Here is a 23,435-nt window from a genome sequence, read left to right as displayed (position 1 = left end):
CCGTGCGCCGGCATCGGCTGCTCTGGACACCAGCTCCCGCCGCCCCCACGGGTCTGCTCCGGATGTGCGCTTCTACCCAGTCATTGGGCCCGAAACGAGCGTGATTCCGGGCGTAATGACGGGGTAGAAGCGCACGTTCGATTCGGGGCTGCCGCGGTCAGGTGCCCCGCCCGTTTCGCACCTCTGTGCTCGACCGCTCCGCGCCTCCGTGCTCCCGCGCCCGTAGCTCCGTGCTCCCGCCGACGATGTGCGCTTCTGCCCAGTCATTGGGCCGGGAACTGACCGTGTTTTCGGGCCCAATGACTGGGTAGAAGCGCACATCTTGACGTGGCCGACCAGCACAACTCGACGCGGCCGACCCGCACATCCCGGCCCGGCCGACCCGCACATCCCGCACATCCCGCCCCGCCCACCCCGGCCCCGGCCGGCCCCCGCCGCCCCGCTGCTTGACGCCCCCTCCGCCCCGGTGCAACACTGCTGCCCATCACCAGGAAACGTTTCCAGTTCGCCACGGCGACAAACTGGAAACGTTTCCAAAACGGGTAGGACCTCACGACGAAGTGGAGTGACAATGTCGTCATCACGCGCCACCCTCATCCAGGTGGCCGAGCGCGCCGGGGTGTCGCTCGCGTCGACCTCGCGGGCGCTGCACGGCACGGGCGCGAGCAAGAAGATGGTGGACCGCGTCCGCGCCGCCGCCGCCGAGCTCGGCTACAGCCCGGACGCGATCGGCCGGTCGCTGCGCCTGAAGCGGACCTTCCAGGTCGCGTTCGCCGTCGCCGACATCGGCAACCCGGTCTACGTCGAGATGCTCACCGCGATCCACGAGGTGCTCGCGCCGCACGGCTACCGCGTGGTCGTCATGTCCACAGGCCCCACGGTCGCCTCCACGACCGACCTGGTCCGCAGCCTGAGCAGCGGCTTCGTCGACGGCCTGATCGTCAGCCCGCTGCGCACCGACGACGCGCTCGTCGAGGCCATCCGCCAGGCGCCCGTGCCCGTCGTCGTGATCGGCCGGTCGCTGGAGCAGCAGGGCATCGACTCCGTCTCCACGGACTCGGCCGCGGGCCTCGGCCAGGCGGTCGCCCACCTCGTGGAGATCGGCCGCCGTCGGCTCGGGTTCGTCAACGGCCCGCTCGACACCACCCCCGGCGCCGCCCGGCAGCGCGGTTTCGACGCCGCCACGAGCGCGCCCGGGTTCGCCGGCGACCACGCGGAGACCGAGCGCGCCGAGGACTTCACCGTCGCCGCCGGGCTCGCCGCCGCGCGCCGGCTGCTGTCCCGCAGGCCGGCGGCCGGGCCGTTCGACGCCGTCGTCGCCGCCAACGACCTGCTCGCCATCGGCGTGATCCGGGCCGCCCGGGAGCTGGGGCTCTCGGTGCCCGGCACGCTCGCCGTCACCGGGATGGACGACACGGAGATCGGCCGCGTCTTCCAGCCGAGCCTGACGAGCGTGTCGCTCGGCTCGGCCGAGCGCGGCACCGCCGCCGCGCGTCTCGTGCTGGACCGGGTCGACGACGTCGCCGAGCCCGCCCGGCAGATCGCCATCGGGCCGCGCCTGTTCGTGCGCGAGTCCACCAGCCAGGAAGAGAGTGCCCGATGACCGTCCTCGCCTCGCCCCGGCCGCCGTCGCCCCGGCCCGGCCGCCGTCGTGGCCCGACCGGCATGGACCGCGCCCGGCGCCGCGAGGCCGCCGCGCTGGTGATGCCGTCGCTGCTGCCCATCCTCGTGCTGTCCGTCGCGCCGCTGCTGATGGGCGTGCTGCTGGCCTTCACCGACGCGGAGCTCGTGCGGCGGCCCGACTACCAGTTCGTCGGTGTCGACAACTTCGTGCGGCTGGCCGGCAACTCGTTCTTCTGGGAGTCGTTCCGCATCGGCATGGTGTGGGCGGTCTCGGTGACGCTGCTGCAGCTCGTCGCGGCCCTGGGCCTCGCGCTGCTGCTCAACTCCGGGCTGCGATTCCAGGGCCTGACGCGGGTGCTGGCACTGATCCCGTGGGCGATGCCGCCCGTCGTCGTGGCGATCATGTGGAAGATGATCTACTCGCCCAACGCGGGGCCGCTCAACGCGTTCCTGGGCTCGGTGGGCCTGCCGGACGACATCAACTGGCTCGCCGACTTCTCGACCGCGCTGCCCGCCGTCATCGTCGTCGGCGTCTGGGTGGGCATGCCCCAGACCACGGTGACGCTGCTCGCGGGGCTGCAGCAGATCCCGGCCGAGCTGCACGAGGCCGCCGCGATGGACGGCGCCGGGGCCTGGCGAAGGTTCTGGGCCGTCACCCTGCCGAGCCTGCGGCCGATCGTCACGTCGATCACGTCGCTCAACTTCATCTGGAACTTCAACTCGTTCTCCCTGGTCTACGTGCTGACCGAGGGCGGGCCCGGCGGCCGCACCATGCTGCCGATGCTGTTCACCTACCTCGAGGCGTTCAAGAACCGGAACATCGGCTATGCCGCCGCGATGGGCGTCGTGCTCGTCGTCGTGGTGGTCCTCCTCCTGGCGCTGTACCTGCGCTCGCAGTTCCGCGAAGACCGCACCGAGAAGAAGGGCTGAGCCGATGCGCACCCTCGTCCGCCCCGCCCAGTACGTGGCGCTGGCCTGTTACATCCTGTTCCTGGGGTTCCCGCTGCTGTGGCTGCTCTCGGCGTCGGTCAAGTCGTCCGGCGAGCTCAACTCGCTGGTCGTGAACCTGCTGCCGCAGGAGTGGCACTGGGAGAACTACGCCGAGGCCCTGGCCCGGCAGGGTCTGGTGCACTCCGCGGCCAACAGCGCGATCGTCGCGCTCGCGTCCACCGCGCTCGTCATCCTCATCGCCCTCCCGGCGTCGTACGTGCTGGCGCGGCTCAAGGGCGCGATCCGTACGGCCGGTGTCGGCTGGATCCTGGTGAGCCAGGTGTTCCCCGTGATCCTGGTGATCCTGCCGCTGTTCCTCATCCTGCGGACCATCGGCCTGACGGACAGCCTGGTGGGGCTCACGCTCGTGCACACGACGTACACGCTGCCGTTCGCGCTGTGGATGCTGCAGGGCTACGTCGCCGCGATCCCGGTCGAGCTCGAGGAGGCCGGCGCGATGGACGGCGGCAGCCGCCTGACGGTGCTGCGCCGGATCGTCGTCCCGCTGCTCGCGCCCGGCGTCGTCGCCACCGCGATGTTCAGCTTCGTCTCCTCCTGGAACGAGTTCTTCTTCGCGCTCGTGCTGCTCCAGTCGCCCGAGAACTACACCCTGCCCATCACGCTGTCGACGTTCATCGGCGGCGAGGGCAAGGTCGCGCTCGGCCCCCTCGCGGCGGGCTCCGTGCTCGCCGCGATCCCCAGCATCGTCTTCTTCTCGATCATGCAGAAGAAGCTCACCGGCGGCCTCATGGCCGGGGCGGTCAAGGGATGACCAGCCCCCACGGCCACACCAGCACCACCTATCCGAAAGGCAGACCCATGAAGTCCCGTGGAGTGTTCATCGCCGCATGCCTCACGACCAGCACCCTCCTGCTCGCCGCCTGCGGCAGCGCCGACGCCGGTGACGACGGCCCGGTCACGCTGAAGTTCCAGGCGCTGTCCGACCAGCCGGCCGCCATCGCGGCGACCGAGTCGATCGTCGAGGACTGGAACACCGCCAATCCCGACGTGCAGGTCGAGATCGTCCCTGCCGGCTGGGACGGCGTCTACGACAAGCTGATCACCCAGTTCAACGGCGGCGCCGCGCCCGACGTCATCCACTACGAGGCGGCGAGCATCGTCTCGTTCGCCCGCGACGGCTACCTCGCGGACCTCACCGACCTCATGTCGGAGGAGCGCCGCGCGGACATCCCCGAGGGCATCCTCGACTCCGTCACGGTCGACGACCAGGTGATCGCCTACCCGACCGAGCTGCAGTCCTACGTGGTGTTCGCCAACCGCACCCTCCTGGAGGACGCCGGGGTCGAGATCCCGACCGGGGACACCATGACCTGGGACGAGCTGCGCGAGATCGCGCAGGCCACCACCGAGGGCGACGTCTACGGCCTCGGCTGGGGCCTGTCCAGCCCGACGGCGGCGTTCATGTCGCTGGCCCCCGGCTTCGGCGGCTCCTACATCACCGGCACGGGCGAGGACGCCGACGTGACGGTCGGCGAGGGCGAGATGGCCCTGCCCGAGCTGGTGCACGCCATGGCCTACGACGACGAGTCGATCCTGCCGGTCACCCTGACGCAGTCGGGCTCGGAGGCCATCGCCTCCTTCTACGCCGGGCAGACGGCGATGACCGTGCAGGGCTCCTACCAGGCCGCGAACATCGCCAAGGACGCGCCGAAGGACCTCGACTGGGTGGCGCTGCCCCCGCTGGCCGGCCCCGAGGGCCCGCAGCAGGCCGCCAACCCGCAGACGCTCTCGGTCAACATCGACTCCGAGCACGTCGAGGAGTCGGCCGAGTTCATCGAGTTCTTCACGCAGACGGAGCACCTCGCCGCCCTGAACGAGGCGGACGCCCTGATCCCGGCGACGACGTCGGCCCAGGAGGCCCTGACGGAGAAGCTCGGCGACGAGAACGGCTGGAGCACGATCCTGGCGTCCGGCCAGAACTTCACGGCCGCGCCCTACCTCTTCGCCGACTCCTACGCCCAGTGGAAGGACACCGTGGCGACGCCCGCCTACCAGCGCTACCTGGCGCAGGAGACGGACGAGACCGAGCTCGCCGACCAGCTCACGAGCGGCTGGGACGAGATCACGCAGTAAGAGGTCACGCAGCACGACCGACGCGAGCGACGACTGACGCGAGCGACGCAGGAACGACGAGGGAGAGTAGCCGTGAGCTGGTTAGAGGACCGGTCGGTGGCCGTGATCACCGGTGCCGCAGTGGGGGACGCCCTCGGTGGAGCGACCGAGGGCTGGACACCGGAGCAGATCGAGGAGCGGCACGGGGGCCGCGTGCGCGGCGTCGTCGGGCCCTGGTACCCCAACTGGCGCGACGCGCGCCCCATCGCCCCGTACCACAAGGGCGACGGGCACATCACGGACGACACCCTCATGACCAGGGCGCTCGTGGAGGTGTACGCCAAGCGGCGTGCGCACCTGGACGCCTACGCCATGGCGGAGGACCTGGTGCCGCTGATGATCGGGGAGCCCCGCTGGATCCCCGAGCTCGAGTCGACGGCGCTGCTGCTCCAGCGGGTGTTCCTCGCCGAGAAGTGGATCGTGGCCCGGCTGCACTACGGGCACGTGGACCCGCGCGAGGCGGGCGTCGGCAACGTCGTCAACTGCGGGGCAGCGATGTACGTGGCGCCCGTCGGGCTGGTGAACGCGGGCGACCCCCGCGCCGCCTACGCCGAGGCGATCGACCTCACGGGCGCCCACCAGTCCAGCTACGGCCGCGAGGCGGCCGGGGTCTTCGCGGCGATGGTCGCGGCCTCGGTCGCCCCGGGCGCCACGCTGGACGACGTCGTGGCCGCCGCGCTGGACGTGGCCCACGACGGGACGGCGGCCGCGCTCCGGGCCGTCGTCGACGCCCTGTCCGGCTGGCCGGAGGCGCCCGCGACCGACGACGAGGAGCGCAAGCTCGCCCGTCTCGTCCGGGAGGTGGTGGCCCCGTACGACTCCGTCGGCCCCGAGTACCGGCAGATGTCGATGGACGCCCGCCGGCCCTCGCGGACCAAGTCGATCGAGGAGCTGCCGGTGGCGCTCGGGCTGCTGCTCGGGCACCGCGGCGACTTCCGCGGCGCGGTGCTGGCCGCCGTGAACTACGGGCGCGACGCCGACTCGATCGCCGTCATGGCGGGCGCCGTTGCCGCGGGCCTCGGTGGCAGCGGCGTGGTGCCCACCGACTGGCTCGACCAGATCGAGACGGCCAGCAAGATGGACGTCCGGGAGACCGGACGGCTCATGGCGGACGCCGCGGGCGACATCCTGCGGGCCGACCGCGAGCGGGCGCTGGCCCGGCTGACGTCGCTCGACGCCGTCGGGGCGGGTGAGCCCGCGTGAGGCTGACCTGGGCCCAGCCCGAGGACCTGCTGGCGCACGAGCTCGTGCAGTCGGCGGCCGAGGGCAAGGACGTGGCCGACGTCCGCGACCGATGGGTCGCGGCGGGCGGGGACCCGACGCCGGCCGTGAGCGGGGCGGGGCCCGTCCCGGCGCCGCCGGCCCTCCGTTCCCTGGCGCGCGATCTGCTGGACGAGCTGGACGCCCGGCCGGGGGCTTCGACCCCGGAGACCTGGGACGACGTCGAGGCCCTGCTCCCGCCCGCCCCGTCGCTGCCGGTTCGCCCGGCCGGAGGGGACGCCGCGTACGCGGCCCGGGTGCACGGCGCCTGGACCGGCCGCGCCGCGGGCTGCTTGCTCGGCAAGCCCGTCGAGAAGATCCCGCGCGCCGGCATCGAGGAGATCCTGCGGTCGACCGGCCGGTGGCCGCTGGACCGCTGGTTCACCGCCGTCGGCCTGCCCGACGACGTCGCCGAACGCTGGCCCTGGAACCGCCGCTCGGCCCCGACGTCGCTGGAGGAGAACATCTCCGGCATGCCCGAGGACGACGACCTCAACTACCCGATCCTGGCACTCGCGCTCCTGGAGCGGCACGGTCGCAGCTTCACCACCGACGACGTCGCGCAGCTCTGGCTGGACAACCTGCCCGCTGGGCGCACCTTCACCGCCGAGCGCGCGGCCTACCGCAACATCCTCGACGCGGTGCCCGTGCCCGAGACGGCCACGCACCACAACCCGTTCCGCGAGTGGATCGGCGCGCTGATCCGCACCGACCTGCTCGGCTGGGTCTCGCCCGGCGACGTGCGCGGGGCAGCCCGCCTGGCCTGGGCCGACGCCCGGCTCAGCCACACCCGCGACGGTGTGTTCGGGGCGATGTGGGCGGCGGGGCTGGCGTCCGCCGCGGTGGTCGCCTCCGACGTCGAGCAGGTGCTCGACGCCGCGGACGCCGTCGTCCCGCCCGGGAGCGGGCTGGCCGCCGCCGTGGCGCTCGGCCGGTCCCTGGGCCGCGAGTGCGACGGGAGCGAGGCCGGCGTGCGGGCCGGGCTGGACCGCATCCACGCCGAGTACGGGCACCTGCACTGGGTGCACACCCTCAACAACGCCGCCGTCATCGCGTTCGCGCTGGCGACGGGCCGGGGCGCGTTCGGGCCGAGCGTCTCGATCGCCGTCACGGCGGGCTGGGACACGGACTCCGCGGCGGCGACGGTGGGCGGCGTCGTCGGGGCCCTTGCGCCCGAGCGGATCGGCGAACGCTGGACCGCGCCCCTGGACGGGCTCATCGCGACGTCGCTGCCCGGCGGGGAGCAGCGCATCGACGACCTGGCGCGGCGGACCGTCGCGCTGGCACAGCCGGCCGGGGGTGCCGCATGAGCGGGACCGTCGTGGTGGTCGGGTCGGCGAACGTCGACCTCGTGGTCGACGTTCCGCGGCATCCCGCGGGCGGCGAGACCATCCTGGGCGGCGACCTGCGCCGCACACCGGGCGGCAAGGGCGCCAACCAGGCCGTCGCCGCGGCGCGCGCCGGGGGAGCGACGACCACGTTCGTCGGCGCCTTGGGCCGCGACGAGTCCGGGGAGCTGCTGCTCGCCTCGCTCGACGGCGCTGGCGTGCGGACCGACACGGTCGAGCGCGTCGACGCCCCCACGGGCACCGCTCTCATCACCGTCTCGCCCGACGGCGAGAACGCCATCGTCGTGGCGCCCGGCGCCAACTCGCGGGTACGGGTCGGCGCGGCGCAGGCCCGCCGCATCGCCGCCGCCGACGTCGTGCTCGCGCAGCTCGAGATCCCGCTCAGCACCGTGACCGCCGCCGCCCGGGAACGCCGGGAGGGCGCGCTGTTCGTGCTCAACGCGGCGCCGTCGCGCGACCTGCCCGAGGCGCTGTGGGAGCAGGTGGACGTGCTGGTGGTCAACGAGCACGAGGCGGGGGACCTGGCGGGTTCCGGTGTCGAGGCTGGCGCGCCCGAGGCGCTCGCGGCCGCCCTGCTGGAGCGGGTGCCCGCGGTGGTCGTGACGCTGGGCGCCGTCGGCAGCCTGGTCGCCCGCCGGGGCCTGGAGCCGGTCCGGGTCCCGGCCGCCGAGGTCGCGGTAGTTGACACAACGGGCGCAGGTGACACGTACTGCGGCGTCCTCGCGGCGGCCCTCGCCCGCTCCGGGATCGCGGGCCTTGCGGCAGCCGCCCGGCTGGCCGGCGCCGCCGGAGCCCTCGCCGTCACGCGGCCGGGCGCGCAGGACGCCGTGCCCGACGCCGCCGACGTCGTCGCGCTGGCCGAGCACCTGCTCGTCGAGAAGAACTAGAAAGGCATCATGAGCTACACGTTCGACCCCCTCGTCCCGCGGCCGATCGACCGGCCGACCGAGGTCGCCGTCGGCCCCCTGACCACGGAGGCGAGCGAGGCGCTGGACCAGGCCAAGATCTTCTCCGGGCCGGCCGACCCGGCCGACCGTCCCGCCTGGCGCGAGACGCTGCGGGCCTGGCGGTCCGACGCCCGGGAGCGGCACGGCTACACGGGCGCCGCGTATGAGCGGCCCGAGGCGGCGTGGGCCGCCGGGTGCAGCACGGTGGCGCAGGTCTGGCTCTGGGACGAGCTGCTCTACTCGTTCGCGGAGGGCCGCTTCACGCCGGAGGTGTTCCTGGCCGACGCCGAGGAGCGGTTCGGCGGGCTCGACGCCGTCGTGCTGTGGCACGCCTACCCGGTGATCGGGCTGGACGACCGCAACCAGTGGGACTACTACCGGGACGTGCCCGGCCTGGCCGCGCTCGTGGCGACGTTCCACGAGGCCGGCATGCACGTCTTCGTCGACTACAACCCGTGGGACGTCGGCACGCGCCGGGGCGCGGACGACCTCACGGAGCTCGCCGCCGTGGTGGGCGAGCTGGGGGCGGACGGCGTCTTCCTGGACACGCTGAAGAAGGCCGAGCCGGAGCTCGTCGCGCGGCTGGAGGCGGCGCGGCCGGGGATCGTGCTGGAGGGCGAGTCCAAGCTGCCGGTCGAGCGCATCGAGGACCACTCCTCGTCGTGGGCGCAGTTCTTCGCCGACTCCCCGGTGCCGGGCGTGCTGCGGGCGCACTGGTACGAGCGGCGGCACATGCAGCACCACGTGCGGCGCTGGCACCGCGACCACACCGAGGAGCTGCAGTCCGCGTGGCTGAACGGCGTGGGCGTGATGGTGTGGGAGGTCGTGTTCGGGGTGTGGGTCGGGTGGTCGCGCCGGGACGCGGCGACCGTGCGCCGCCTCGTGACCGTGCAGCGCGCGGCCCGTGACCTGCTGCTCGACGGCGAGTGGACGCCGCTGGCGCCGCTTGCTCCGGAGGCTGAGGCTGCCGGGGTGTACGCGTCGGCGTGGGAGCTCGACGGCGTGACCCTGTGGACGCTCGTGAACCGGGGCGGGGCGGACTACGCGGGGGAGGTGCTGGACGACGGCACGGAAGCCGTCGTCCCGGCCCGCGGGATCGCGGCGCTGCTCGACGTCGGGCCTGACGCCGAGGAGCCCGCCTGGCTGCCGGGCCTCCGCGACGTGCTGCGGGACCTGCCGCACGACGCCGACGCCCGGTTCCCGCACCGGATCGCGCGTCGGGTCGGCGTGTCAGACGCACAGGTCACTCCCGTGACCTACACGTCTGACACGTCTGAGCCGTCTGACAGGTCGGAGCTGGGGTCGGACGCCGTCGTCGTGCCCGCGGGCGACTACGTGCTCACCGTGCGCTACCGCGCGCGGGAGACCGGGATGTACCAGGGCGCGCCGTACGTGGACGAGTGGAAGCCGCTGCCGCCGCGCCTGCACGACGCGCGCACCCTGCAGCGCGACGGCGTGCTTACGACGCCGGTCGCGGTCGCGGAGCGCGAGGTGACGAACGCGCAGTTCGCGGCGTTCCTGGAGGCGACCGGTTACGCGCCGGCGCAGCCGCACCGGTTCCTGGCGCACTGGTCCGACGGCCGTCCGGCCGCGGGCACCGAGGACGAGCCGGTCACCTTCGTGGACCTCGACGACGCCCGCGCGTACTGCGCGTGGCGCGGCGGGCGGCTGCCCATGGAGGACGAGTGGCAGCTCGCGGGGGAGGCCGCGCCGTCGCACTTCGGGGTGGAGCGGCCCGGCGTCGGCGTGTGGAGCTGGACCGAGAGCGAGCACAGCGACGGCCGCACGCGGTTCGTCATGCTCAAGGGCGGCAGCGACTACCGCGCGCCCGACTCCGACTGGTACGTCGAGGGCGGGCGGCACGCGCCGGACTACTCGGTGAAGCTGCTGCTCCCGGGGCTCGGGCTCGCGCGCGGTGCGACCGTCGGGTTCCGTTGTGCGTGGGAGGTGTCGGCATGAGTGTGTCGCGCGAGCCCGACGGCGGCGCCCTGGCCGGCTTGCGCGTCGTGGACGCGTCGACCCTGTTCGCGGGGCCGATGGCGGCGATGCACCTGGGCGACCTGGGCGCCTCCGTCGTGAAGGTCGAGCACCCCGAGCGGCCGGACCCGTCGCGCACCCACGGGGCCGCGAAGGACGGCGTCAACCTCTGGTGGAAGACGCTGGGCCGCAACAAGCGCACGGTCACGGCCAACCTGGGTTCCGACGGCGGGCGGGAGGTGTTCCTCGCGCTGGCGGAGCGGGCCGACGTCGTCATCGAGAACTTCCGGCCCGGCACGCTCGAACGCTGGGGGCTGGGCTACGAGGAGCTGTCGGCGCGCAACCCGGGGCTCGTGCTGGCGCGCGTCTCCGGCTTCGGCCAGACGGGTCCGTACCGCACGCGGCCCGGGTTCGGCACGCTCGCCGAGGCGATGAGCGGGTTCGCGGCGATGACCGGCGAGCCCGACGGTCCGCCCACGCTGCCGCCCTTCGGCCTGGCCGACGGCGTCGCCTCGCTCGCCACGGCGTTCGCGATCATGACGGCGCTCTCGGTGCGCGAGCGGACAGGGCGCGGGCAGGTCGTGGACACCGCGATCGTCGAGCCGATCCTGGCGATGCTCGGGCCGCAGATCACCCGCTGGGACCAGCTCGGGACCGTGCAGGCCCGCACCGGGAACCGGTCGAGCAACAACGCGCCGCGCAACACCTACCGCACGAGCGACGGGCACTGGGTGGCCGTGTCGACGTCGGCCCAGTCGATCGCGGAGCGCGTGATGCGCCTGGTGGGGCGGCCGGAGCTCGTGGACGAGCCGTGGTTCGCGCGCGGCGTGGACCGGGCACGGCACGCCGACGAGCTCGACGAGGCGGTCGGGGGCTGGATCGCTCGTCGGACGCGGGCGGAAGTAGTGGCAGCGTTCGAGGAGGCCCAGGCGGCGGTGGCCCCCGTGTACGACGCGCGGGACATCGTGGCGGACCCGCAGTTCCAGGCGCTCGGGACGATCCACGAGATCGAGGACCCCGAGCTCGGTCCGATGCTGATGCAGGGGCCGCTGTTCCGGCTCTCCGAGAACGACGGCGTCATCCAGTTCACCGGGCGGCCGCACGGCGCGGACACCGACGAGGTGCTGGGGGAGCTGGGGTTCTCCGCGGAGCGCGTGGCGGAGCTGCGGGGGGAGGGGGCGGTATGAGTGGTTCTGCCGGGGGCGGGGTCGCGCCGGGCGGCGGCGCGCCGCTGACCTTCCTCTACGTGCCCGCCGACCGCCCCGACCGGGTGGCCAAGGCGCTCGCCTCGCCCGCCGACGTCGTGCTGGTCGACCTGGAGGACGCCGTCGCGCCGTCGCGCAAGGAGGAGGCGCGGGCCAACGCCGGCCGGCTGCTCGCCGATGTCGCGAGGCGCGCCGTCCAGGTGCGGATCAACCACCGCGACGCTCCCTGGCACGCCGACGACGTCGCGGCGCTCGGCTTGTTGCCCCGCGCGGTCGGCGTGCGGGTGCCCAAGGTGGAGTCGGCTGCGGAGGTCGTCGCGCTCGCGAACGCGCTGCCGGGCCGGGAGCTGCACCTGCTCGTCGAGTCGGCGCTCGGCGTCGAGCGGGCCTTCGAGCTGGCGACGGCGTCCCCGCAGGTCGCGTCGATCGGCCTGGGGGAGGCGGACCTGCGCTCCGACCTGCGGCTCGACGGCGACGACGGGCTGCTCTGGTCGCGCAGCCGAATCGTGGTCGCGGCGCGGGCGGCGGGGCTGCGGCCCCCGGTGATGTCGGCCTACACGAACGTGCGGGACCTGAACGGGCTCGCGGCGTCGTGCCTGGTGGGGCGCGGGCTGGGATTCTCGGGCCGGACGGCGATCCACCCCGGGCAGCTCGACACGATCCGGGCGGCGTTCCTGCCCTCGGCCGCCGAGGTCGCCGCCGCGCGGGAGGTACTGGAGCGGGTGGCCGGTGCCGCGACGGCGGGTGTCGGGGCGGTGGCGCTGGAGGACGGGACGTTCCTCGACGTCGCAATGGTGGAACGGGCGCGCTGGGTCGTGAACCTCGGCGGACACGGCTGACCCCCTCTCCTTTGAGACCTAAGTTTCTTCGCTTTGACGCGCGTCAAAGCGAAGAAACTTAGGTCTCAAAGGAGAGGGGGGCACCCGCCTGACTAGGCGGCGATCCCCGGCGCCACCGCGTACGCGATCACGGTGATCGAGTTGTTGAACGCGTGCACCACGACACCCGGCCACACCGAGTCGCTGCGCCGGCGGAGCTCCGCCGTGATGACCCCGACGACCAGCGCCGCGGGGAGCACCACGTTGATGCCGTGCAGCAGCGCGAAGATCACCGCGCTGCCGACCGTCGCGATCACCGGCCCGTACCGGAGCAGGCCGGTGGTGACGACGCCGCGGAACAGGAACTCCTCGCCGATCGGCGTGAGCACCACGAGCCCGATCGCCGTCACGATCAGCAGCCAGATCCCGCCGCTCGCGCCCGCGGCGTAGCCGGCCTGGGTGTCGGTCGGCACGTCGGTCAGCCACATGAACAGCGGGACCAGCACACCCTTGGCGAGCAGGGCGACCGCACCACCCGCCACGCCGATCCACAGCCAGCGGGCCGTGGTCCGCCGGATGCCGAACGCCGGCAGGGGCCGACGTCGCACCAGCATCGCCGCGCCGAACCCGGCGAGCCCCGCGATGCCGGAGAGACAGGCCAGGAAGGCGCCCCCGCCCGCCCCTGTCAGGTCGATCTGGTCGCTGAGCAGGATCGGGAACGCGAATCCGACCACGGCCATCGCCGCGATGCCGACCACGATCTCGAGCCAGCCCGGCTGATCCGTCCTGGTTCTGGTGTTCATCGCACCAGTACAGGGTGTGCCCCAGGGGCACGGTCAAACCGCAGCTCTCATGGAACCAGGACGATCCTGCCGAACACGGTGCCCGCGTCCATCTCCCGGTGCGCGTCGGCCGCCCGGTCCAGCGGCAGCACGTCGTGCACGACGGCGTGCAGGTCGCCCCGCGCCGCGTCGGCGAACTGTGTCGCCCGCACGGCCGCCAGGGCCGGCCTCGGCACGGTGTCCAGGCTGAACGTCGCCAAAGAGCGGGACTGCTGGAACGCGCCGCCGAGGAGCCGCGCCCCGGAGTCCGCCGGCGGCATCCCCGCGATCGCGCCCACCACGACCAGGCGCCCGTTCGGCGCGAGCCGGTCGATGAAGTCAGGGGTGCCGGGCCCGCCCACGATGTCGACGATCACGTCGTAGGCCGCCGGCGCGTCCGGGGCGCCGCCGCCGGAGCGGTCGAGCACGTGGGTCGCGCCCAGCTCGCGCAGGCGCTCGCCCCGTTCCGCCGACGACGTCGTCACCGCCACCGCGCTCGCCCCGCCCCGCACCGCGAGCTCGACGGCCGCGATCCCGATGCTCCCCGCCGCGCCACGCACCAGCACGGACTCCCCGGGCGCGAGGTGCACGTGGGCGAGCGCGAAGTGGGCGACGGGTGCCGAGCTCCCGAGCGTCACCGCGTCCACCGGGGACAGGTCCTCGGGCAGCGGGACGACGTCGTCCAAGCGGGCGACCGCCTGCTCGACGTACCCGCCGCCGACGCCGGTGAAGGCCCAGACCCGGCGGCCCACCCATGACCCGTCGACGTCGGCGCCGACCGCCGTCACCGTGCCGGCGACCTCGCTGCCCGGGACCAGCCCGGGCTCGAAGCCCCATCCGCCCAGCGTCCCGCGGCGGATCACGGCGTCGACCCCGCCGACGCCGATCGCCTCGGTCCGGATCACGACCTGGCCCGGGCCCGGGTCCGGCGCGGGGGCATAGCCCACCGTCATGCCGCTCGGGTCGCCGAACCGCTCGATCGTCACTGCTCGCATCATTCGTCTCCGTCGTGCTCGGTCCACGTCGTGCTGCGTCAGCACGACGTCGCGACGCTAACGGACGCCCCCGTCCACTTCGGGAAAGTGAGAGCGGCGGCCGACCGATTGCCTCAGATGCGCCGCCCGGGGCGGCTCGTGGCGCCTCCGAGCGCCCGGTACGCCCGGAGCGCCGGACACGCCCGGGATGCGAGCGGACCCGCCCCGCTGCACGGTGGGAGTGGCCGGAGCGGCGGCCCGCCACCGGCCTCTTCGAGGAAGGAGCGCGACATGGTCCAGACAGTCGCCGATGTCATGACACCGGCGCCGACCACGATCGGGATGTCCGAGACGTTCCAGGCCGCCGCACGGGCGATGGCCGCGCACGACGTCGGCGCCCTGGTGGTCCGGGCCGGACCCACCGTGATCGGCATCGTCACCGACCGTGACCTGGTGGTCCGCGGCCTGGCCGAAGGGCTCGGCCTCGAGGCGATGGTCGGCGAGGTCGCGAGCGAGGACCTCGTTACGATCGGCCCGGAGGTCCCCGTGGAGGCGGCCGCCGAGGTGATGCGCAACGCCGCCGTCCGGCGTGTCCCCGTGGTCGACGGCGACGTCGCGGTCGGCATCGTCTCGATCGGCGACCTCGCGGTGGAGCGAGACCCGACGTCGGCCCTCGCCGACATCTCCGGCGCGGAACCGAACGACTGAGCCCGGGCGGTCAGGACCGCCCGTAGTGCGTCACGAAGTCCTCGACGGCGCACGCCGCCGCGCCCCGGGCCCAGTCGACGAACCGGAGCGGGCGCAGCTCGATGGCGGCCCGCGCGGCCGACCCGAAGGCCCGCTGCTCGAACGCGCTGCGCACGTGCGGGTCCATGACGTCGTAGTCCTGCTCGTCGTCGGCCGTGTCGCTGGGGCTGCTCCCGATCGCCTCGCCCGTGATCACGATGTGCTCGGCCCCCACCAGGTTGGCGATGGTGGCGATGCCCGTCCCGACGGCGCGGCCTGCCTCGGCGAGCACCCGGACGGCGTCGGGCTGGCCCGAGCGGGCGAGCTCCGCGACGTCGCCGATGCCCAGACCCTTGAACCCGGCCTGGCCCATCCGCTCCAGGATGCCGGCCGAGCCCGCGATCGCCTCGACGCAGCCCCGGTTGCCGCAGTGGCACAGCGGGCCCTCGGGGTCGACGAGCACGTGGCCCACCTCGCCGGCCACGCCGAAGCCGCCGTGCACCACCTGCCCGTTCACGAGCAGCGCGCACCCGATGCCGGTGCCCACCGTGACGAGCGCCAGCGACGAGATGCCGCGGCCCACGCCATACCAGCGCTCGCCGGTGAGCAGGGCGCGGACGTCGTTCTCGACGGTCGTCGCGAGCCCCGTGCGCCGGGCGACCTCCGTGCCGAGCGGCACGTCCCGCCAGCCCAGGAAGGGTGAGTAGCCCACGTGTCCCGTGGCGGCGTCGACGTCGCCCGAGACGGCCAGGCCCACGCTCCCGACCTCGGGCCGACCCGTCCGCAGCCGGTCCACCAGCCCCACGATCAGGTCGGTGATCGCCTCCGGGCCGTGGCCGCCCACCGGCACCGTGGCCTCGTCCAGCACCCGGCAGCGCAGGTCGCAGACCACGCCGAAGAGCTCGTCGGCGGTGACCTTCACGCCGATCACCTGGTGCGCCCCCGCCTGCACGGTCACCATCGTCGCCGGCCGCCCGAGCGCGCCGTCGGTGGACGCCCGGTCACCGGTCTCCAGCAGGAGTCCCGCCTCCAGCAGCGGACGCACCGCGCGGGTGATCGCGCCCGGCGTCAGGCCGGTGTCGCGGGCCAGAGCGGTGCGGGAGGCGTCGCCGCTGCGCACGAGCTGCTGGAAGACGCGCGTACCCGCCGGGCTGAGCGCCGGTGCGGCTGATGTCGCGGACATGTCACGACTCTATCGGCGTCACTTAATTGACAGCAACAAAAAAAGACGCTTGAGTGTCCGCAGCCAGCAACGACGCCGGAGGAGCCGTGATGTCAGACAAGCCCGCACCCGACCAGGTCCGGCGAGCCACGCGGTCGTGGCTCGCGATCGGCCTGGCACTCACCGTCGTGGCTACGGCCGGGGTCGCGCCCGTCGCCACGGCCGCCGACGCCGGTACGACCGCCACCACCGCCGAAGCCCCAGCCCCACCCGGCGCAGCCTCCATCGAGGCCGAGGCCACCCAGGTCGTCCTCGACGGCGCGAGCCGCAACGGCTGCTCCGCCTGCTCGGGCGGCGGCAAGGTCGGCAGCATCGACCCGTCGGCCACGGTCGACGTCCCCGGCGTGATCGCCCCCGAGGACGGCACCTACGAGGTGACGCTGCACTACCTGAGCGGCGACGACTCCCGCGCCCTGACGGTCGCGCCCGACGGCGGCGACACCGTCACGGTGCCGGTCGCCTCCACGGGCGGCTGGGACCGCGTCGGGACCACCACCGTGGACCTGCCGCTGCGCGCGGGCGAGAACAGCCTGACGTTCAGCGCCCCCGACGGCGCCCTGGGCCCCGACCTCGACCGGGTCGACGTCGCCGGAGCGACCGCCAAGGACTGGACCCTCACGGACCCGGACGCGGCCGACCCGGTGCCGGTCGACCCGACCCGCGCCACGCCGGGCGGCCAGCGCGCGCTGATCCGCGGCGGCGACGTCGTCATCGACTACTCCTTGCGCAGCGGCACCGCAGACGCCCGCTGGGGCGGCCGCGAGGCCGTGACCGGCTTCTACAGCGGGGTGCGCCTGGGCGGGCGGTTCCTCACCACCAAGGCGTACGACGGCGCCTGCCGGCTCACCGGTCGCACGACCGTCACCTGCGCCAAGCGCGGCCTGCCCACGCTCCGCCAGGAGTTCGCGTTCGACGGCGACCGTTCGTTCTCGGTGCGGCTCGACGTGACGGGCACCGACGGCCCGGTCACCACCTCGATGATGGTGCCGGTCATGACCGACCGGCGCGGCTCGGTGGACCTGGGGCGCACGGGCGACAACCGCATGGTGCTCGTGCCCTTCGACAACGACCACTGGGTCCGCTACGAGACGCCGGAGATCCGGGACGTGACGCCCGCGCGGCGCAGCTTCGAGGTCACCGCCTTCATCGACGACGCCTCGCGCCGCGGCCTCGTCGTCGGCTCCCTGGACCGCGACACCTGGAAGTCGGGCGTCGTGGCCGACGGCAACGACCGCGGCGGGCTGGACCGGCTGCAGGCCGCCGCCGGCCTGACCGACTGGAGCTACGACTACGGCGACGGGATGAACAAGTACCAGTTCAACCGCGAGCTCAAGCCGCACGCCGAGGTCAGCGGCACGACGGTGCGCTCCCCGCGGATGTTCGTGGGTCTGTACCCGGACTGGCGCGAGGGCATGGAGACCTTCGGCAAGGCCGCCGCGCAGGCCGCGAAGTCCCGCACCTGGGACGAGGGCACGCCCTTCGGCTTCAACAGCTGGGGCGGCCTCGGCGCCCGCGGCGGCGACGCCGACGTCATGGACGAGGTCTCGCAGTTCCTCGCCGAGGAGACGCCCGGGTTCCGCAACACTCAGTCCGCGAAGGGCGCGTACGTGGGCGTCGACTCCTACTGGGACAAGATGCTCGCGCCCGAGTACGCCTTCGAGGACCCGGACACCTCCTGGGCCGAGCTCGAGCGGTACGTCGCCGACGTGAAGGCGCGCGGCCAGGAGCCGGCGCTGTACTTCCAGCCGTTCGCCAACTTCTGGCGCGAGGGCCTGGACGAGCGCATCGGCGGCACCAAGCTCTGCGACACCTGCGAGAACCAGACCTACCGCGAGATGGCGCTCAAGGTGAACGGCGTGCCCGTCAACATCGACGGCGCCTGGGCTCTGGACCCGACCAACCCCGGCGTGCAGAACCGCGCCCGGATCGCCCTGGGCAAGTTCCGCGAGCTGGGCGTCCGCTACGTGAAGCTCGACTTCCTGACCCACGGCTACGTCGAGGCCGACGACTGGTACGACGACGACGTCCGGACCGGCCAGCAGGCCTTCCGCCAGGGCATGGCGCAGGTGATCGACGTCGCGGGCGAGGACATGTTCGTCGACCTGGCGATCTCGCCGCTGTTCGCCTCGGAGTTCGCGCACGCCCGCCGCATCTCCTGCGACGTGCACGGCGCCCTGAACAACTGGCACCCCGAGCAGCCCGACCGCTACCAGAAGAGCACCGAGTACCTGCTCAACTCCCTGACCTACGGCTGGTGGCTCGACGAGGTCTACGCGTTCAACGACGGCGACCACGTCCAGTTCGGCAACTACGAGTACGACGGCGACGCCAACGCGTACCTGCTGGACGACCCGTACCCGAGCATCTGGCCCGAGGGGCAGAATCGGGCGCGCGTCACCTCGGCCGCCATCACGGGGATCTACCAGGTCAGCGAGGACCTCACCGCCACGGGCCACCCCGTCATCAAGCAGCGGGCCCGCGACCTGCTGCAGAACCCGGGCATCAACCACCTCGCCGAGATCGGGCGGTCGTTCGCCCCGGTGCAGGCCGGCCCGGACGCCTTCACGGCGTCGGACACGTTCGTGCTGCACGACGGCGGGACCACCTACCTGGCGCTGTTCAACTACGGCCCGACGCCGCGCACGGCGGACCTCCCGCTGCGGGACCTCGGTCTGGGCGGCGGTCGGTACGACGTCACCGAGCTGTGGACCGGCCAGGAGAGCCGGGCCGCGGGCAAGCTCCGCGCCGTCGTCCCGGGCGAGGACGTGCGCGTCTACCAGATCGAGGCGGGCCGGTGACCGCCACCGCCACCCCCGCCGTCAAGGCGACCACCGCGACCGCCGTCGCGCGCCGGCCTCGCACCCAGCTCTGGCCCGCGCTCGGGATGATTGCCCCCGCGGCCCTCGGGTTCCTGGTCTTCTACCTCTACCCGACGCTGCGCGGCGCCTACCTGTCGCTCACCGAGTACAACGTGCTGGGCAGCCCCGTCTTCGTGGGCCTGCGCAACTACGTCGACATGGCGCAGGACGAGGTCTTCTGGAACGCGATCCGCGTGACGCTCCTGTACGTGGTGCTGAACATCGGGTTCCAGACGGTGCTCGCCGTCGGGCTCGCGGTGCTCATGCACCGGCTGACCAAGTCGGTGCTGATCCGCGGCAGCCTGCTGCTCCCGTACCTGATCGCCAACGTCGTCGTCGCCCTGCTCTGGTACTGGATGCTCGACTACAACATCGGCATCGTCAACGCGGTGATCGACGCCGTCGGGCTGCCCAAGGTGGCCTTCTTCGGCGACGAGGCGTGGACGGTCGCGACCATCGCCGGCGTCAACACCTGGCGGCACCTCGGCTACACCGCGCTGCTGGTGTTCGCGGGCCTGCAGATGATCCCGGCCAGCATCTACGAGGCGGCCGCCGTCGACGGCGCGGGGGAGTGGCGCACCTTCTGGCGCATCACCCTGCCGCTGCTGCGGCCCGTGCTCGTCCTCGTGCTGGTCATCACCGTCACCGGCGCCTTCCAGGTGTTCGACACGGTGGCCGTGACCACGGCCGGCGGGCCCGGCAACGCGTCGCGCGTGCTCCAGCTCTACATCTACGAGCAGGCGTTCGCCCGCGGCCACTTCGGCTACGCGTCGGCGATGTCCGTGGTCCTCTTCCTCATCCTCGCCGGGGCGGCGTTCGCGCAGATGCGACTGCTGCGCGCCGGCGAGTCCGACCTGTCCTGATGGGAGCGCACATGCGTACACGGATCACCTGGGGCCGGGTGCTGGCCTGGGTCGTGCTGTGGTTCTTCGTCCTGGCCACCGTGCTGCCGTTCTACTGGATGCTGCGCACGGCCCTGTCGGACAACCACGCGCTCGCCGCCCAGTCCTTCTCGCTGCTGCCCGCCGACCTCACGTTCGGCCCGTTCGAGCGGGTGCTCGGCCTCGCCACCCCGGAGGAGGCGATGGCGGAGGGCGGCTCGGGCGCCTCGCTGAGCTTCTGGCTCTACCTGCGCAACTCGCTCGTGGTCGCCACGGCCGTGACGGTGGGCCAGGTGCTGTTCTCGTCGATGGCCGCCTACGCCTTCTCGCGGCTGACCTGGCCGGGCCGCGACGTCTGGTTCGGCGTGTTCCTCGGGGCGCTCCTGGTGCCGCCGATCTTCACGGCGCTGCCGAACTTCCTGACGATCAAGTCGCTGGGCCTGCTGAACACGCTGCCCGGGATCATGCTGCCGAGCCTGTTCATGACCCCGTTCGCGATCTTCTTCATGCGGCAGTTCTTCCTGGGCATCCCGAAGGAGATCGACGAGGCGGCGATGATCGACGGCGCCCAGCCGTGGCGCATCTTCTTCCGGATCATCCTGCCGATCTCCGCGGCGCCGGTCACGACGCTCGGCATCCTCACCTTCATCAACACCTGGAACGACTACTTCTGGCCCCTTCTGGTGGGTCAGACGGAGGAGTCCAAGGTGCTCACCGTCGCGCTCGGCGTCTTCCGGTCGCAGACGCCGCAGGGCGCTCCCGACTGGGCCGGGCTCATGGCCGCGTCCCTCGTCGCGGCCCTGCCCATCGTGATCCTCTACGCCGTCTTCGGGCGCCGGGTCATCAACTCCATCGGTTTCTCCGGCATCAAGTAGCCGGGACAGAAAGGAACACCATGAAGCGAAAGATGCTCGCGGGCGCCGCCGCCCTCGCATCGCTGTCCCTGGCCGCCTGCGCGGGCGGCTCGGGCGGCGCCGAGGCGGAGGGCCAGATCGACTACTGGCTGTGGGACTCGAACCAGCAGCCCGCCTACCAGCAGTGCGCCGACGCCTTCCACGAGGCGAACCCCGACCTGACGGTCAAGATCACGCAGCGCGGCTGGGACGACTACTGGTCGGCGCTGACCACCGCGTTCTCGTCGGGCACCGGGCCGGACGTGTTCACCGACCACGTGTCCAAGTACCCCGAGTTCGTCGCGAACGGGCAGCTCCTGGCCCTGGACGAGCACATCGCCGACGTCGACCTCGACCAGTACTCGCCCGGCCTCGCCGACCTGTGGGTCGCGCAGGACGGCAAGCGCTACGGCCTGCCGAAGGACTGGGACACCGTCGCCATCTTCTACAACCAGGAGATGGTCGCCGACGCCGGGCTGTCCGACAAGGACATGCAGGACCTCGCCTGGAACCCCGACGACGGCGGCACCTACGAGGAGACGATCGCGCGCCTGACCGTCGACGCGAACGGGGTGCGGGGTGACGAGCCGGGCTTCGACAAGGAGAACGTCGCCGTCTACGGCCTCGGCATCCCCGGCGCCGGGTACGAGAACGGCCAGACCGAGTGGAGCATGTACACCGCCACCACGGGCTGGACCCACACGGACGAGAACCCCTGGGGCACGCACTACAACTACGACGACCCGCGCTTCCAGGACACCATCGCCTGGTGGTACTCCCTGATCGAGAAGGGCTACGCGCCGCCGCTGGAGACCACGATCGGCGCCTCGGTGAACGACAACTTCGGCGCGGGCAAGTCCGCCATCAACATCAGCGGCGACTGGATGCTCTCCACGTACTTCGGGTACGACGGCGTCGACGTCGGGCTGGCGCCCACGCCCACCGGACCGAACGGGCAGCGCGCGAGCATGTTCAACGGGCTGGCCGACTCCGTCTGGGCCGGCACGGACAACCCCGAGGGCGCGGCCAAGTGGGTCGCGTTCCTCGGCTCGACCGACTGCCAGGACCTCGTCGGCGCGGCCGGCGTCGTCTTCCCGGCCATCACGAGCTCCGCCGAGCTCGCCACGAAGGCGTTCGCCGAGAAGGGGATCGACGTCTCGCCGTTCACCACCCACGTCGAGGACGGCACCACGTTCCTCTTCCCGGTGACCGACCACGCCTCCGACGTGCACGCGATCATGACCCCCGCGATGGACGAGGTGCTGGGCGGCAAGGCCGACGTCGGCTCGCTGACGGAGGCGAACGACCAGGTCAACGCCCTCTTCGACTGACCCGGCCCGGCTGGCCGTTACCGGCTGACGCCGACCCGGCTGACGCCGACCCGGCTGACGCTTCTCTCCTTTGAGACCTAAGTTTCTTCGCTTTGGGCCGCTCCAAAGCGAAGAAACTTAGGTCTCAAAGGAGAGGGGTCAATCAAGCCCTCGCGATCCGGCGGCCCTGGAGGACCGGCGACAGGAACATGACCAGCAGCCCCGCGATCGGCACCACCAGCAGGCCCGTCCGCAGGCCCGCCGAGTCGGCGACCAGGCCCACCAGCGGCGGCGAGAACAGGAACCCGAGCCGCAGCAGCCAGGACACGATCGTCAGGCCCGTGCCGGGCCGCAGGCCGGGCAGCTCGTCGGCCTCGTGCATCGCGGCCGGGATGAGCGTCGCGCTGCCGAAGCCCGCGGCGGCGAACCCGGCGATCGTGCCCGGCACCGAGGGCCACGCCAGCGCCAGGCCCATGCCGAGCGCGATGATCACGCCGCCGGCGCAGGCGACGGTGCGCTGGCCGAACCGGTCGACCAGGCGGTCGCCGAGCAGCCGGCCCACGGTCTGGGCGCCGACGAGCGACACGTACGCGGTCGCGGCCAGCGCCGCCGGGGCGCCGAGGCCCGCCGAGAGGTAGAGGGTCGCCCACGAGCTGCCGGCGTCCTCAACGAGGGCGCCGCCGATGCCGATCAGCACCAGCGCCGTGGCGATCGCCAGGGTGCGCGCGCTCAGACGCGGGGCACGCAGGCCCGCGGCCCGGGAGGCGGGCGCCGCGTCGTCACCGGCCGCGGCGTCGTCGGCCGTCTCGTCGTCGCGCCCCGGGAGCAGGAACCGCAGGGACACGACCGCCACGGTGGCGAAGATCGCCAGCGAGATACCCAGGTGCACGTCGAGCGGCAGGCCGAGCGCGATGGCGCCCGCGGCCATGGACCCGCCCAGCACGGCGCCGATGGACCACACCGCGTGGAAGCCGTTGATGATGGACCGCCCGTACCGGCGCTGCACGCGCAGCCCGTGGGTGTTCTGCCCGACGTCGGTGATCGAGTCGGACGCGCCGCCCAGGAACAGCGCGGCCACGAGCAGCGCGAACGTCGGAGAGAGCCCCGCGGCCAGGGTGCCGAGCCCGGTCAGCACCGTGCCGATGACGGCGACGCGCCCCGAGCCGAACCGGCGCACCATCCAGCCCGCCGCCAGCCCGGAGACGATCGCGCCCGTCGGGAACGCGGCGATGGCCAGGCCGTAGGACGCGTTGTCGAGGTCGAGCGCGGACTTGATCTCCGGCAGACGCGGCACCAGGTTGGCGTACAGGGCGCCGTTGGTCAGGAACAGCGCGCCGACGGCGGCGCGGGCGCGCCGGAGGGCGAGCGGCGGACGGGCGTCCGGGGAGAGCGACATGCGCACGAGCGTACCCGCGTTACGTACGGTCGTACACATCGCCCGCTACGCT

The 23,435-nt window shown here is 72.9% G+C and carries 19 protein-coding genes; 15 read left to right on the top strand and 4 right to left on the bottom strand.

Features of this window, described 5'->3' with window-relative positions; genetic code table 11:
• The first annotated feature begins 571 nt into the window (after nt 1-571).
• The 10 genes from FHX71_RS16765 to FHX71_RS16720 all read left to right on the top strand — a co-directional run bounded on the left by FHX71_RS16765 (nt 572) and on the right by FHX71_RS16720 (nt 12,323).
• Complete coding sequence (locus FHX71_RS16765) at nt 572-1,603, top strand: LacI family DNA-binding transcriptional regulator (protein ID WP_182618240.1); 1,032 nt, start codon at nt 572-574, stop codon at nt 1,601-1,603.
• On the top strand, nt 1,600-2,553 hold the full coding sequence (locus FHX71_RS16760; protein WP_182618238.1) for a carbohydrate ABC transporter permease: 954 nt from the start codon (nt 1,600-1,602) through the stop codon (nt 2,551-2,553). Before FHX71_RS16765 ends, FHX71_RS16760 begins: the two co-directional genes overlap by 4 nt.
• 4 nt (nt 2,554-2,557) lie before the next feature.
• Complete coding sequence (locus tag FHX71_RS16755) at nt 2,558-3,385, top strand: carbohydrate ABC transporter permease (RefSeq protein ID WP_182618236.1); 828 nt, start codon at nt 2,558-2,560, stop codon at nt 3,383-3,385.
• Nucleotides 3,386-3,432: 47 nt separating this feature from the next.
• The gene (locus FHX71_RS16750) at nt 3,433-4,707 is read left to right on the top strand and encodes an ABC transporter substrate-binding protein (protein ID WP_182618234.1); all 1,275 of its coding nucleotides are present in this window, start codon (nt 3,433-3,435) and stop codon (nt 4,705-4,707) included.
• 72 nt (nt 4,708-4,779) lie between these two features.
• A complete protein-coding gene (locus tag FHX71_RS16745) occupies nt 4,780-5,949 on the top strand; it encodes an ADP-ribosylglycohydrolase family protein (RefSeq protein ID WP_182618232.1) in 1,170 nt (389 codons plus the stop codon).
• A complete protein-coding gene (locus FHX71_RS16740) occupies nt 5,946-7,316 on the top strand; it encodes an ADP-ribosylglycohydrolase family protein (protein WP_182618230.1) in 1,371 nt (456 codons plus the stop codon). Before FHX71_RS16745 ends, FHX71_RS16740 begins: the two co-directional genes overlap by 4 nt.
• Nucleotides 7,313-8,242 carry a ribokinase gene (locus tag FHX71_RS16735; RefSeq protein ID WP_182618228.1) on the top strand — a complete coding sequence of 310 codons (930 nt, stop codon included), beginning with the start codon at nt 7,313-7,315 and terminating at the stop codon, nt 8,240-8,242. Before FHX71_RS16740 ends, FHX71_RS16735 begins: the two co-directional genes overlap by 4 nt.
• A 9-nt stretch (nt 8,243-8,251) precedes the next feature.
• Nucleotides 8,252-10,261, top strand: a complete 2,010-nt coding sequence (locus tag FHX71_RS16730; protein WP_182618226.1) for an SUMF1/EgtB/PvdO family nonheme iron enzyme — start codon at nt 8,252-8,254, stop codon at nt 10,259-10,261.
• Complete coding sequence (locus tag FHX71_RS16725) at nt 10,258-11,466, top strand: CaiB/BaiF CoA transferase family protein (RefSeq protein WP_182618213.1); 1,209 nt, start codon at nt 10,258-10,260, stop codon at nt 11,464-11,466. Before FHX71_RS16730 ends, FHX71_RS16725 begins: the two co-directional genes overlap by 4 nt.
• Entirely contained in the window at nt 11,463-12,323 is an 861-nt protein-coding gene (locus FHX71_RS16720; protein ID WP_182618211.1) for an HpcH/HpaI aldolase/citrate lyase family protein, read from the top strand. The genes FHX71_RS16725 and FHX71_RS16720 overlap by 4 nt, the downstream gene beginning before the upstream one ends.
• Nucleotides 12,324-12,415: 92 nt before the next feature.
• Here the strand turns inward: FHX71_RS16720 and FHX71_RS16715 are convergent, their stop codons facing one another.
• The gene (locus FHX71_RS16715) at nt 12,416-13,105 is read right to left on the bottom strand and encodes a CPBP family intramembrane glutamic endopeptidase (RefSeq protein WP_182618208.1); all 690 of its coding nucleotides are present in this window, start codon (nt 13,103-13,105) and stop codon (nt 12,416-12,418) included.
• 47 nt (nt 13,106-13,152) lie between these two features.
• Nucleotides 13,153-14,118 carry a zinc-dependent alcohol dehydrogenase family protein gene (locus FHX71_RS16710; protein WP_182618206.1) on the bottom strand — a complete coding sequence of 322 codons (966 nt, stop codon included), beginning with the start codon at nt 14,116-14,118 and terminating at the stop codon, nt 13,153-13,155.
• 270 nt (nt 14,119-14,388) lie between these two features.
• Here FHX71_RS16710 and FHX71_RS16705 point away from each other — a divergent pair, with 270 nt between their 5' ends.
• Nucleotides 14,389-14,805: a CBS domain-containing protein gene (locus tag FHX71_RS16705; RefSeq protein ID WP_182618204.1), complete on the top strand. Its 417-nt coding sequence runs from the start codon at nt 14,389-14,391 to the stop codon at nt 14,803-14,805.
• A 10-nt stretch (nt 14,806-14,815) separates the two neighbouring features.
• Here the strand turns inward: FHX71_RS16705 and FHX71_RS16700 are convergent, their stop codons facing one another.
• The gene (locus FHX71_RS16700) at nt 14,816-16,006 is read right to left on the bottom strand and encodes an ROK family transcriptional regulator (RefSeq protein ID WP_182618202.1); all 1,191 of its coding nucleotides are present in this window, start codon (nt 16,004-16,006) and stop codon (nt 14,816-14,818) included.
• Nucleotides 16,007-16,095: 89 nt separating this feature from the next.
• Between FHX71_RS16700 and FHX71_RS16695 the strand changes: the two genes are divergently transcribed.
• Genes FHX71_RS16695 through FHX71_RS16680 form a run of 4 tightly spaced genes read left to right on the top strand, consistent with a single transcriptional unit; the run spans nt 16,096 to nt 22,008 of the window.
• Nucleotides 16,096-18,843, top strand: a complete 2,748-nt coding sequence (locus FHX71_RS16695; RefSeq protein ID WP_182618200.1) for a hypothetical protein — start codon at nt 16,096-16,098, stop codon at nt 18,841-18,843.
• Entirely contained in the window at nt 18,840-19,766 is a 927-nt protein-coding gene (locus FHX71_RS16690; RefSeq protein WP_376770135.1) for a carbohydrate ABC transporter permease, read from the top strand. The genes FHX71_RS16695 and FHX71_RS16690 overlap by 4 nt, the downstream gene beginning before the upstream one ends.
• 11 nt (nt 19,767-19,777) lie before the next feature.
• The gene (locus FHX71_RS16685) at nt 19,778-20,659 is read left to right on the top strand and encodes a carbohydrate ABC transporter permease (protein WP_182618198.1); all 882 of its coding nucleotides are present in this window, start codon (nt 19,778-19,780) and stop codon (nt 20,657-20,659) included.
• A gap of 20 nt (nt 20,660-20,679) precedes the next feature.
• Complete coding sequence (locus FHX71_RS16680) at nt 20,680-22,008, top strand: ABC transporter substrate-binding protein (RefSeq protein ID WP_182618196.1); 1,329 nt, start codon at nt 20,680-20,682, stop codon at nt 22,006-22,008.
• Between the two features lie 142 nt (nt 22,009-22,150).
• On the opposite strand, the gene FHX71_RS16675 is transcribed toward FHX71_RS16680, so the two are convergent.
• Nucleotides 22,151-23,383, bottom strand: coding sequence for an MFS transporter (locus tag FHX71_RS16675; RefSeq protein WP_182618194.1), 1,233 nt, complete (start codon nt 23,381-23,383; stop codon nt 22,151-22,153).
• Nucleotides 23,384-23,435: the final 52 nt, after the last annotated feature.

This window comes from Promicromonospora sukumoe (assembly GCF_014137995.1).
GTDB lineage: Bacteria > Actinomycetota > Actinomycetes > Actinomycetales > Cellulomonadaceae > Promicromonospora > Promicromonospora sukumoe.
This window is presented reverse-complemented; position numbering and strand designations above follow the sequence as displayed.